The organism is Paenarthrobacter sp. NPDC056912 (genome assembly GCF_042786555.1).
Taxonomy (GTDB): Bacteria; Actinomycetota; Actinomycetes; order Actinomycetales; family Micrococcaceae; genus Arthrobacter.
Map to the genome: position 1 here is coordinate 55,706 of NZ_JBHUCD010000030.1, position 11,624 is coordinate 67,329.

Below are 11,624 nucleotides of genomic sequence, written 5' to 3' on the forward strand. Positions count from 1 at the left end.
AAACGCACGACGGCGGCAGGTCGCCGTCGTGCGTTCGGCGCCTTGCGGCCGAGTGCTCAAGCCGCGGTAGCCGCCGGCTCTATCAGTGGCGGTGGCTGCCGGTTGGCGCCCCTTTGCGATGCTGCGCCCGCCACCACAACAAGGGTGATGCCGACAACCTGGATGATGGAGGGTTGCTGGTGCAGCACCAGCAACCCCAGGAGCACGCCAAAGGCGGGTTCCAGTGCCATGAGCGTGCCGAAGGCGGCGGATGTCATGCGGCGCAGGGCCATCAATTCCAGGACGAAAGGCAGTACGGGCATCAGTATTGCCACCCCGAGGGCCGCGGCAAGGATGCCCGCGTCGAGGTGTCCGGCGGCCTGGGGAATGCCCACTACCGCTGCGGTGAGGGCGGCCACCGGAACGGTCAATGAAAGCGCTCCGATTCCGGTGAAGCGGTCCCCTATTCGCTGGGTGAGCACAATGTAGGCGCCCCAGCCAACGGCCGCGAGGACAGCGAAGCCTACGCCCACCAAGTCCACCTCGCCGTGCCAGGGTTCAGTGAGCAGGATGACTCCCGCCAGCGCGAGCAACGGCCACAGGAGCGCGCGTCGATTGTGGCTGCGGATGGCCGCGACAGTCAGCGGGCCGAGGAACTCGATCGCGACGGTGGTGCCCAGCGGGATGCGCTCGATTGCAGCCAGGAACATGATGGTCATGAGCCCCGTGGCAACGCCCAGTCCCAACAGCACGGGTACATCGTGGCGTCGTACTGAACGCAGGGGTGGCCGGGCAATGGCAAGGAAGATCACCGCTCCCAGGCTGAGCCTCAACCAGGCGGTTCCTGCCGGGCCCACCTCGGCGATGAGGTTCACTGACAAGGCGGAACTCATTTGCACCGAGAACATGGCCGCGACTGCGAGGCCCCAGGGTGGAATCGGGGTGCGTTTGAGGGCGGTCATGGCGTGTGCTGGCGTCCGGAGCCGACGCCGGGTTCGAACACTGCCAGGGAGAATCTGGCCGGTGCGGTGCCCAGGTTGGAATAGGAGTGTGCCACGTCCCCGGGGAATGTCATGGCGTCTCCCGGGTTGAGTGTCACTACCTCGTCCGCCACGTGCACGGTGATGGTGCCGTGCTGAATCTGCAGCAGCTCCTTGGTGCCTGCCGAATGAGCCTCGCTGCCGTGCTGGTCGCCCGGGCCCAGGGTCCAGTCCCACAGTTCAACAACGTCCGGTGATTCGGTGCCCGCTACCAATGTTCCCTGGCCGCCCTGCTCGCTGCTCCACAACGTGGCGCCTTCACCGCTCCGGGTGACCCTGATTGGCTTCGGTCGCGGCGACTCCACCAGTGCCGGCAGGCCAACGCCAAGCGCATCGCTGATTCTCAGCAGGGTACCGACGCTGGGATTCGCTGCCCCCTGCTCAACGTTGACGATCATCCGGCGGCTCACACCGGCGGCCTCGGCCAGCTGGTCCAAGGTCCATCCATGCGTTTGCCGCTCTTGTTTCACTCGGGCGCCGATGGCCAGGGACAAGGAGGTAGTGCTTTCATCCATGAGTGCATCATAGTGCACTGAAAGTGCACTCTCTAGCTGGCTATGAAGTCTGGTGTTGCGCGATGGTGCGTGCTACCACTGAGCCTAGGAACCCAAACCCAGGAGAAACCATGGCTGAAGATCTGCCTGTCCTCGTTGTTGGCGCCACCGGCTACTTGGGCGGCCAGGTGGTGGATGAACTTCTCAAGCGCGGAACGAGGGTCCGCGCACTCGTGCGGGCCAAGTCCAGCGCAAGCAAGCTGGAGGCCAAAGGAGTGGAGATAGTCCGGGGCGACATGCTGGACGCCGCCTCGTTGATCGTGGCCATGACGGGTGTTTCCGCGGCCGTCTCAACGGCGGCCGGGTACACGCGCAACGACAAGAACGCGCAGGCAATCGACACCTTCGGCTACAGCAATCTTGCGGTCGCCGCCAAGCAAGCCGGCGTTCCCCGGTTTGTGCTCATCGGCATCCTCACCAGCGACCAGACTCCGCAGGTGCCGCATTTCTGGCACAAGAAGCTGGCCGAGGACAAGTTCCAGGAACTCGGCGTCCCGTTCGTTGCGCTGCGACCCGGTGCGTTCTTTGACCAAGTGGCAGGCATGGGCGGCGGCGACCCCTTCAAGAAGGGGCGATTCATGTGGCTGGGCACCAAGGACACCCCGCTCACGTTCGTCCTCACCAGCGACCTCGCACGCTATCTGGCCGAGGCGGTGGATGCGGACATCGCCGATGGCGAGCGGATCGACATCGGCTGGACCCGTCCGGTGAGCATCCTCGAGGCCGCGGAAATCGCCGGACGCCACAGCGGGAAGCCAATCAAGGTCATGGCCATTCCAACCGGCGTTCTTGCCGGAGCTGGAAAAGTCACGTCCAAGATTGCCCCGCTGGTGAGCGACATGGCCAGCATGTCGGCCTGGTTCGAGACCGGAAAGTACGTCGCCAACACCGCCCGCCAGGGAGAGGTCTTCGGACCCGTACCGACTCCGGAGGACGCAATCGCCCGCTACGCCGCCCGGTTCGGGCACTGATCCGGAAGAAGCCCGTCGCTGGCGGGTCGTGATAATCATAAGTATCCTGACTATATAGATTCGGCAGTTGCGTCCACACGCCGAACAAAAGTGAGGAGCACGTTATGAGAATTGGTTCTTCCATTGCCCTGATCGCCATCGGAGCGATTCTGGCCTTTGCGCTCGCCCCCGGCATCATCCCCTTCCTTGACCAGATCCTGGTCGGCTACATCCTGATGATCGTGGGCGTCCTGGGGCTGATCATCTCAATCGCCATGTCCAACAGGACGCGGCGCACGGTCGTAGAGCGGCGCACCGCTCCTGAAGCAGCCATAGAGCGGCGCCCCGAGGTCTAGCAGCCGCACCCAACGAAAGAAGCGCACGACGGCGGGAGGTCGCCGTCGTGCGCTTTCTTGCCTTGTGGAGGCGGCAGCTCGCGTACTTTGATCGGCAACTTTGTTCGGCACCGGGAGCGCGTAGGCTGCTTCCATGGAGAAGTCATTCGACATCGAACTTGTGAATCAGAACGAATACCTGGTGCGTTGGGCATCGGAGGGACAAACAGGGGAATCCCTGGTCCATACCAACCCTGACTTCCTTGCCGAAGCAGGCTTGGGTGGCTTCGATGAGCAGCTCATTGTCGAAGAAACCATCAGCTACCTCGCGGAGCACCAGCCTGTGATCGACTTCCCGCAGACTGTCGACTTGGAAGAAATCGCAGCCGCGTACGGGGACTACGCCGAGCAGATCAGGGCGCGGCTGGAAGCGAAGTAGGCCTTCGCCTGAGCTGGGCCGGTCTGCTCAGCCGAACAGGACGGCCGCTTCTTCGTAGCGGTGCTGCGGAACCACTTTCAGTTTGCCCAAGGCCTCCTGGAAGTCCACCTGCTCGATGTCCGTCCCTTTGAGCGCCACCATGGAACCCCAGCGGCCCTGCACAACCGAGTGCACCGCTGCCATGCCCAGGCGAGTGGCCAGGACCCGGTCATAGGCGGTGGGCACTCCTCCCCGCTGGACATGCCCCAGGATGGTGGTGCGGGTCTCGATGCCCGTCCGGGCTTCCAGCTCAGGGGCCAGTTGGTCTGCGATGCCACCCATGCGCGGCCGGCCGAAGGTGTCCAAGCCACGCTCGGAGTGGGGTGATTCCATGTGCTCCGGAACGAAGCCTTCCGCTACCACAACCAGTGGGGCCCGGCCGCGCGCGTGGGCCTCCTTCACCCACTGGCCGACCCTTTCCACGCTGACTTTCTGCTCCGGGATGAGGATCGCGTGGGCACCAGCGGCCATACCGGCGTGAAGCGCGATCCAGCCGACGTGCCGTCCCATGACTTCAACGATCATGCAGCGATGATGGGATTCGCCGGTGGTGCGGAGGCGGTCGATGGCCTCGGTGGCGATGTGGACGGCTGTGTCGAAGCCGAAACTGTAGTCAGTTGCGTCAAGGTCGTTGTCCACGGTTTTGGGAACGCCCACGATTTTGAGACCGGCATCGGTGAGGCGCTTGGCGGCGGCGAGCGTGCCCTCGCCGCCGATTGCAATGATCGCGTCAATGCCCAAGCGTTCCAAATGGCCCTTGATGACCTCCGGGCCGCCACCATTCTCAAAGGGATTGGTACGTGAGGTGCCTAGGATGGTGCCGCCCTGCTTGGAAATCCCCCGGACCAGGGTGCGGGGGATGTCGATGACGTCGCCTTGCACAACCCCGCGCCAGCCGTCGCGGAATCCGACGAACTCATGGCCCTGGATGGCGATGCCTTTCAACACCGCACCACGGATCACCGCGTTCAGTCCGGGGCAGTCGCCGCCACTGGTGAGAATTCCAATTTTCATGCTTGGGCTCGCTTTTGTTGGAACTGGAAATGGACTGGCTAGGAACCTACGGCTGCCAGCACTGACATGGCTTCTTCCACCACATTCGCCGCCGGGAAGGACGGCCGGTTCACGCCTGCCATCTCCTCCATGACGCGGACAACCTGGCAGGAGTAGCCGAATTCGTTGTCGTACCAGACATAGAGGACCAGGTTCTTGTCGTTGGAGATGGTGGCCAGTCCGTCAACAATCCCGGTGTGGCGGGAGCCGACGAAATCGGTGGAGACCACCTCCGGTGAATCCATGTAGTCGATCTGCTGACGGAGGTCCGAGTGCAGTGCCATCTCACGCAGGTACGTGTTGACCTCGTCCTTGGTGGTTCCGCGTTCCAGGTTCAGGTTCAAGATGGCCATGGAAACATCCGGCGTTGGGACGCGGATGGAGCTGCCGGTCAGTTTCCCCTCCAGTTCCGGCAACGCTTTCGCTACGGCTTTGGCTGCACCGGTTTCGGTAATGACCATGTTCAGCGCCGCCGAACGTCCGCGCCGGTCGCCTTTGTGGAAGTTGTCAATGAGGTTCTGGTCGTTCGTGAACGAGTGCACCGTCTCCACGTGGCCGTGGATCACGCCGTACTTGTCATTGATGGCCTGAAGGATGGGAGTGATGGCATTGGTGGTGCAGGAAGCGGCAGTGACGATCGTGTCTTCATCGGAGATGTCGCCGTGGTTGATGCCGTGCACGATGTTCTTCAGACCGCCTTTGCCGGGGGCAGTCAGTAGTACCCGGGCTGCGCCCTTGCTGAGCAGGTGCTGCGACAAGCCTTCAGCGTCCCGCCAGCGGCCGGTGTTGTCCACGATGAGGGCATCCTTGATGCCGTAAGCCGTGTAGTCGATGGTGGCGGGGTTGTCCGAGTAGATGACCTGGATCCGAACACCATTCGCGGTGATGGTGTTCGCCTCAGCGTCCACCTTGATGGAGCCCTCGAAAGACCCGTGGACGGAGTCGCGGCGAAGGAGGCTGGCCCGCTTGGTGAGGTCATTGTCAGCACCCTTGCGGACAACGATCGCGCGAAGCCGAAGCCCGTGGCCGCCTCCGGCCTGCTCAACCAGGATCCGCGTCAGCAAACGTCCGATTCGGCCGAAACCATAGAGTACGACGTCGGTGCTGCCGCCGGCGCTGCCGCCGCGCTGGCCTACTACTGCGGACAGTTCAGCCCGAAGGAAGTCTTCCAGGTTTGCCCCATTGCCCTTTTCCTTGAATTTCTGGTTCAAGCGCGCGATGTCGATGGCGGCCGAGCCGAGCTGCAGTTGCGCCAGCGTATTCAGCAGCGGCGCCGTCTCCTCGAGGAGCAACTCTTCCTTGCTGATTCGGCGTGCGAAGCGGTGTGCCTTGAGGATGCTCATGGTGGACTTGTTGACCAAGCTCCGGCCATGGATGCTCGTGACCACATTGTTTTCGCGGTACAGCCGGCCAATCACCGGGATCATTGCTTCCGCCAGGGCCTCCCGGCCCATCCACGTAGCAAGACAAGTATCTGAGGTTTGCATCGGACTGCCTTTCCAGAAGAGGGGTCGGGTCTGTATCAGCTAGCGGCTCCTGGGATGCTCCAGTGGCCAGGTCTCCATCCTCCGTCCGAAGAGAACCACGCGAAACGCTAATTCAGGATGGTTTTAACCACTCTTTTGGGTGGGCCGCGATATTGGCAGGGCCCGGGGTTCCGTGCTGGCGGCCACAAATGCGCTGCCCAGTCCTAAAGGGTAGTTCCAACCATCCAAAAACAGCGTTACCCCAACCGGTTCACTTCGGAACCATGGATAAGGAACCGCACCTCCTACAGAAAGAAATGATCATTATGAAACTCCAAGTTGCCATTGACCTCCTGACCACTGAAGCTGCGCTGGAATTGGCTGGCCAGGTTGCTGAGTACGTTGACATCATCGAGCTCGGTACCCCGTTGATTAAGGCCGAGGGCTTGTCGGTGATCACGGCTGTGAAGAACGCGCACCCGGACAAGATTGTGTTTGCTGACCTGAAGACCATGGATGCTGGTGAGCTTGAGGCTGATATTGCGTTCAAGGCCGGCGCTGATCTGGTGACTGTTCTTGGTGCTGCTGATGATTCCACCATTGCTGGTGCGGTCAAGGCTGCGAAGGCTCACAACAAGGGTGTTGTGGTTGACCTGATTGGTATTGCGGACAAGGTGACCCGTGCGAAGGAAGTTCGTGCGCTGGGTGCGAAGTTCGTGGAGATGCACGCTGGTCTGGATGAGCAGGCCAAGCCTGGTTTTGACCTGAATGGTTTGCTGCGTGCAGGTTCCGAGGCTCGTGTTCCGTTCTCGGTTGCTGGTGGCGTGAAGGTGGGCACTATTGCCGATGTTCAGAAGGCCGGTGCTGATGTTGCTGTTGCTGGTGGCGCTATCTATGGTGCTGAGGATCCCGCGTTGGCTGCCAAGGCCCTGCGCGCTGCGATCGTCTAGCCAGCACGTTCGAACGGTGGCGTCCCGCATCCTGCGGGGCGCCACCAACTTTTTATCAAGGGGAAACACCATGACCGAGGCTAACAAGGACGTCGTCAATGACTGAGCGGTTGATCGATGGATACGACGGCGTCCTCGCGGACCTGGACGGCGTCGTTTACACGGGACCTCGGGCAATCGATGGGGCAACACGTGCCCTGGAAAAGCTCGAGGAAGAAGGAAAAGGCCTCGCGTACGTGACCAACAACGCGTCCCGCTCGTCCGAGCAGGTCGCGGCCCATCTTCGTGAGCTGGGCGCTCCAGCCACCGCGGAACAAGTGTTCGGTTCAGCCCAGGCCGGTGCGGAGCTGCTGGCGGGACAGGTTGCTGCGGGCTCAGCAGTCCTGGTTGTGGGGAGCGAGACCCTCGCGGATGCTGTCAGGGCACAGGGGCTGGTAGTCGTCGGCACGGCCGATGACCGGCCGGACGCCGTCATCCAGGGGTTCTCGCCCGCGCTGGGATGGAAGGATCTGGCGGAGGCCGCCTACGCCGTGGCCGCGGGAGCGGTGTGGATAGCGACGAACACCGACATGTCACTGCCGCAGGAGCGAGGCTTCGCGCCGGGGAACGGAACCTTCGTGGCTGCCGTGGCCGCTGCCACCGCCAAGACGCCGTCGGTTGCGGGAAAGCCCTGGCCTGCGCTTTTTGAGACAGCTGCCCGCCACTCGGGTGTTGCCCGTCCGATCGTAGTGGGGGACAGGCTCGACACCGACATTCTGGGTGGAAACCGCGCGGGGATGGCCACGGCACTGGTCCTGACGGGCGTGGACTCGGTTCGCACGGCTTTGGCAGCGAAGGTGGACGAGCGCCCGGACTATGTAATCGGCTCACTCGGCGATCTGTACCAGGCGTACCCGGCTATCAGGTTCGACGGCGTCTCCCACACCTGCGGTGAGGCCGTTGCCTCCGCGACCGAGGCGACGGTGACAATCAGTGGACATGAGGACGACCTCAACAGCTGGCGTGCCGCGTGTGCGGCGTGGTGGGCAATCCATCCTGAAGTGACGCCAGCGGCAGCTCCGGTGGTCAGCTTCACAACCGCTTCCTAACCCCGAGGGGGCAGGACTACTGGTTGCGGGACGCGCTGGGAGAGCAGACGAAGAACCGTGGCTGCTCCACTTGGGCGAATGGCACGATGAGCCAGTGACCGGCGTAGAACTCGACATAGGAGTCCGGAGTGCACCGTGCGAAAGCTTCTTCCCGTGTCATCATCTGCCCCTTTCTTGCGGCTCCTTTAACATGCCTGGTGATACTGTTAACTATAGACCTTCATTGTTAAAGTTCAATAGACATTCAAGGTTAAATGTTAATGGCCCATAGGCTGGAGTTTGCAGTGACGACTTGGAAAGAGCAGCTCGCCTTCGCGCCGTTGGAGGCTGCCGACAGGGGCGTGGAAGTCGGGCGCCGATTGCGGCATGCGATCGAGCTCGGAGTCCTGGAGAACGGTTCCCAGTTGCCCAGCGAAAGCTACCTTGCTTCCGCGATGGGTGTCTCCACCCTGACGCTCCGCGCGGCGCTGGCGGAGTTGCGCGGGCTGGGCCTCGTGGAAACCCGGCGTGGCAAGGGCGGCGGAAGTTTCGTCAAGGCCAACACCGGGGACATCAGCCGCATGCAGCGCCAGTCCCTGGAGGCCTATTCCCTGGAAGACCTGCGGGATCTGCGGGAGTACCGTGCCTTCCTGGCCGGTAGCGCCGCCGCTGCCTCAGCCAACCAGTCCCATCGGCTCTCCATGGGACGCCTTGACCATTCATCAGCTGAGATCCGGGCCTGTGAACACCCTGCGGACGCGATCAGGGCGGACAGCAAGTTCCACATCGAGCTGGCCGCGAGCTCGGGATCGGTCAGGCTGACACGGCAGGAGGTGGCATTGCAGGCAGAAGTTGGCCCACTGATTTGGGCTGATCCGGCCGGGCACAGGGCCGCGGCTGCGGACGACCACGCCCGGATCGTTGCCGCCATCAAGGCCGGCGACGCGGTGCGGGCACGGGAACTGGCCGAGGAACACGTCAGGCGGGATATGAACCTCGTCATTGACGAGAGGATGGAGCTGGACGGTACTCCGCCCGGTTCGCCGCCTCCGGTATCCGTGGACGACGCTGTTGCTGCCATTGAATCGCTTGCGGCGATGTTCCATCGGACCGCTGCGGCATCAATGCGCGAGGTGGAAACGGCGGTACGTGCCAGCATCGGTCCCGGCGCCAGCAGGGACCGGGTGGATTCGCACATCTATGACGCGGCCCGGAAGGCCGTAACCATCGGCGTCCCGCTTCTCTACGGAACCGGCTTCGTCGCCGACCAGTCACTCTTCGGCGAAAGCTGGATTGCCTGGTGCTACACGCCAGCGGCACCGGAGTCGCCGCAGCGGCTCTACATCGACATGGACCTGTACGATTTCGCCACCGCACCTTGGCGTCCCGACGATCAGGGCGACGACAGTCCCATCCACACCAGCCACGCGTATGTGGACGCGAGCGGGACGAACGAGAACATCGTCACCTTCAGCAAGCGGGTCATTATTGCCGGAGAATACGTCGGAGCCCTCGGTGCCGACGTCCGAATCAGCCAGCTCCAGTCCGCGTTCGAGCCCCTCCTGGCACCGTTGCCACCGAACACGTCCATCGTGGACAAGCAGGGCACGGTCATTGCCACCAACACGGGCCGCTTCGTCGGCGGGACCATCAAGGCAGCCGACCACGTCGAGCGACGAGCGCTCCCCGCAGTCCCGTGGTGGCTTTGCTTGGGAGGCTCTGCAAGCACGCTGTAGCACCTTGTTCCGGAGGGTGGGTCCTTGTGCTTTAGTTGGCGTATGGCGGAACCGATCGAGGATTACGCGCTGCTGTCCGATCTTGCTACGGCACCCCTTGTGTCCAAACGGGGGAGCATCGATTGGCTGTGCTTCCCGCGGTTCGATTCGCCGTCGAGTTTTGGCGCCCTCCTGGGGACAACGGAACATGGCCGATGGGTCATCGCGCCCGAGGACGATTCGGCGGTGGTCATCTCCAGGCGCTACGTGGAATCCACCTTCATCCTGGAAACGATCTGGCAAACATCGCAAGGGCGGGTCAAAGTAGTCGATTTCATGCCCGTTGGCCGGTCAGGCTCGGCTCTCCTACGACGTGTTATGGGTCTTGAAGGGGACGTAGGACTGTGGCAGGAATTCAGCGTCCGGCCCGAGTACGGCGCAATCAAGCCGTGGATGAGCCGAGTTCGCTCGGGGAATGCGGACACCCTGCTGGCCATGGCTGGTCCAGACGCCTGGGCCCTGCATTGTGATCCGTTGCCGCACCCGCATCCGCATGGCCACACCAATTCATTCGTCGTCAGTGCCGGTGAGCAAACGGACTTTGAGTTGGCATGGTTTCCGTCCTACCGGGCGCTCCCTGAACGGACTGACTTCGACGAAGCACTGAACGAGGCACTGGTCTATTGGACGACGTGGGCCGGCAACTGCCGGCAGGACGGCCCCTACAGCCCGATGGTCAAGCGTTCCCTCCTGGTATTGCGGGCGTTGACCCATTTCGAAACCGGCGGCATTGTGGCAGCGCCCACCACATCGTTGCCCGAAGAGTTCGGCGGAACCCGTAATTGGGACTACCGATACTGCTGGCTAAGGGACGCTGCGCTCACCCTCGAATCGATGTTGACGCATGGGTATGAGTCCGAAGCCCTGAAGTGGCGGGACTGGCTGCTGCGGGCTTTGGCCGGAGATCCCGAAGACATGCAGATCATGTATGGAGTTGCCGGTGAGCGTCACCTCGAAGAGCGTGAATTGGGACATCTGCCGGGTTACAACGGTGCTGCGCCAGTCCGCATAGGCAACGCTGCGGCATCCCAGTACCAAGCCGACGTCGTCGGGGAAGTCATGGTGGCCTTGGAAAGGCTGCGACTGGCAGGAGGCCGGGAAGACTCGTTTTCCTGGGCGCTCCAGCGCGCGCTCCTGTCCTTTGTCGAAAAGCACGTCGATGACAAAGACTTTGGTCTGTGGGAAATGCGTGGCTCCACCAGGTACTTCACCCACTCGAGAGTGATGATGTGGGCCGCTTTCGACTGCGGTGTCCGGGCTGTTCGTGATCACGGACTGACAGGTCCTGTTGAGCAGTGGACAAGGCTACGGGACAAGCTGCGGGAAGAGATCATGGTGCGTGGGTTCAACCGAACCCTGAACACGTTCACGCAAAGCTATGGCGGCACCCAAACCGACGCAGCCCTTCTTGTCCTGCCGCAAGTGGGGTTCATTGCCTACGACGACGAACACATGCTCGGAACCGTTGCAAAGCTGGAAAGCGAGCTTGTCACCAGCGACGGCCTCTTGATGCGGTACCTGACCCAAACCGGCGTAGATGGCCTCGAACCAGGAGAGCACCCGTTTCTCGCTTGTTCATTCTGGTTGGTTGAGCAGTATGCCCGCACTGGTCGCCGTGCGGACGCAGGGAACCTGATGGACAAGCTGGTGGGGCTGGCCAATGAACTGGGGCTCCTCAGCGAGGAATTCGATACAACCGGCAAGCGGATGGCCGGCAATTTCCCGCAGGCATTCTCACATCTGGCCTTGGTCCGGGCTGCCGACGCGATGCACCGGGTGGACCTGCTCAGCCTGGCTGTGGTTCACGAACCGAGCTAAGCCGGCGGGACCGGTTCGCGGCCCCAGGCGCCATGGAACCACGGGGTTTTAGGCGGTCATGGTAGCGAACATGAGGGCCATGATGGTTGCGCCTGTGGCTTCGAGTCCGTGTTCGGTGCGGTTGGTGGTGTGGTGGTTGGTGGTGTGGTGGTTGGTGGT

At 62.4% G+C, this 11,624-nt stretch carries 12 protein-coding genes; 7 read left to right on the top strand and 5 right to left on the bottom strand.

Annotation, left to right across the window (positions count from 1 at the left end):
• Window positions 1-56: 56 nt before the first annotated feature.
• A complete protein-coding gene (locus ACFRJ9_RS23000) occupies window positions 57-941 on the bottom strand; it encodes a DMT family transporter (RefSeq protein ID WP_377672989.1) in 885 nt (294 codons plus the stop codon).
• The gene (locus ACFRJ9_RS23005) at window positions 938-1,534 is read right to left on the bottom strand and encodes a helix-turn-helix domain-containing protein (protein WP_377672991.1); all 597 of its coding nucleotides are present in this window, start codon (window positions 1,532-1,534) and stop codon (window positions 938-940) included. The genes ACFRJ9_RS23000 and ACFRJ9_RS23005 overlap by 4 nt, the downstream gene beginning before the upstream one ends.
• A 110-nt stretch (window positions 1,535-1,644) precedes the next feature.
• Between ACFRJ9_RS23005 and ACFRJ9_RS23010 the strand changes: the two genes are divergently transcribed.
• The 3 genes from ACFRJ9_RS23010 to ACFRJ9_RS23020 all read left to right on the top strand — a co-directional run bounded on the left by ACFRJ9_RS23010 (window position 1,645) and on the right by ACFRJ9_RS23020 (window position 3,297).
• Entirely contained in the window at window positions 1,645-2,544 is a 900-nt protein-coding gene (locus ACFRJ9_RS23010) for an SDR family oxidoreductase (RefSeq protein WP_377672994.1), read from the top strand.
• 104 nt (window positions 2,545-2,648) lie between these two features.
• Window positions 2,649-2,879 carry a DUF6458 family protein gene (locus ACFRJ9_RS23015; protein WP_377672997.1) on the top strand — a complete coding sequence of 77 codons (231 nt, stop codon included), beginning with the start codon at window positions 2,649-2,651 and terminating at the stop codon, window positions 2,877-2,879.
• Between the two features lie 133 nt (window positions 2,880-3,012).
• A complete protein-coding gene (locus ACFRJ9_RS23020) occupies window positions 3,013-3,297 on the top strand; it encodes a hypothetical protein (RefSeq protein ID WP_377672999.1) in 285 nt (94 codons plus the stop codon).
• Between the two features lie 27 nt (window positions 3,298-3,324).
• On the opposite strand, the gene ACFRJ9_RS23025 is transcribed toward ACFRJ9_RS23020, so the two are convergent.
• Window positions 3,325-4,350, bottom strand: coding sequence for an ATP-dependent 6-phosphofructokinase (locus tag ACFRJ9_RS23025; RefSeq protein WP_377673002.1), 1,026 nt, complete (start codon window positions 4,348-4,350; stop codon window positions 3,325-3,327).
• Between the two features lie 38 nt (window positions 4,351-4,388).
• Complete coding sequence (locus ACFRJ9_RS23030) at window positions 4,389-5,876, bottom strand: glyceraldehyde-3-phosphate dehydrogenase (protein WP_377673005.1); 1,488 nt, start codon at window positions 5,874-5,876, stop codon at window positions 4,389-4,391.
• A gap of 305 nt (window positions 5,877-6,181) precedes the next feature.
• Here ACFRJ9_RS23030 and hxlA point away from each other — a divergent pair, with 305 nt between their 5' ends.
• Window positions 6,182-6,805 (top strand): 3-hexulose-6-phosphate synthase, encoded by a 624-nt coding sequence (hxlA, locus tag ACFRJ9_RS23035; protein WP_377673007.1) that lies wholly within the window; start codon window positions 6,182-6,184, stop codon window positions 6,803-6,805.
• A 98-nt stretch (window positions 6,806-6,903) separates the two neighbouring features.
• On the top strand, window positions 6,904-7,893 hold the full coding sequence (locus ACFRJ9_RS23040) for an HAD-IIA family hydrolase (protein WP_377673009.1): 990 nt from the start codon (window positions 6,904-6,906) through the stop codon (window positions 7,891-7,893).
• Window positions 7,894-7,909: 16 nt separating this feature from the next.
• On the opposite strand, the gene ACFRJ9_RS23045 is transcribed toward ACFRJ9_RS23040, so the two are convergent.
• Window positions 7,910-8,053: a hypothetical protein gene (locus ACFRJ9_RS23045; protein WP_377673012.1), complete on the bottom strand. Its 144-nt coding sequence runs from the start codon at window positions 8,051-8,053 to the stop codon at window positions 7,910-7,912.
• 124 nt (window positions 8,054-8,177) lie between these two features.
• On the opposite strand from ACFRJ9_RS23045, the gene ACFRJ9_RS23050 reads away from it, so the two are divergent.
• Window positions 8,178-9,608: a GntR family transcriptional regulator gene (locus ACFRJ9_RS23050; RefSeq protein WP_377673015.1), complete on the top strand. Its 1,431-nt coding sequence runs from the start codon at window positions 8,178-8,180 to the stop codon at window positions 9,606-9,608.
• Between the two features lie 42 nt (window positions 9,609-9,650).
• A complete protein-coding gene (locus ACFRJ9_RS23055) occupies window positions 9,651-11,465 on the top strand; it encodes a glycoside hydrolase family 15 protein (RefSeq protein WP_377673018.1) in 1,815 nt (604 codons plus the stop codon).
• The last annotated feature ends 159 nt before the right edge of the window (window positions 11,466-11,624 follow it).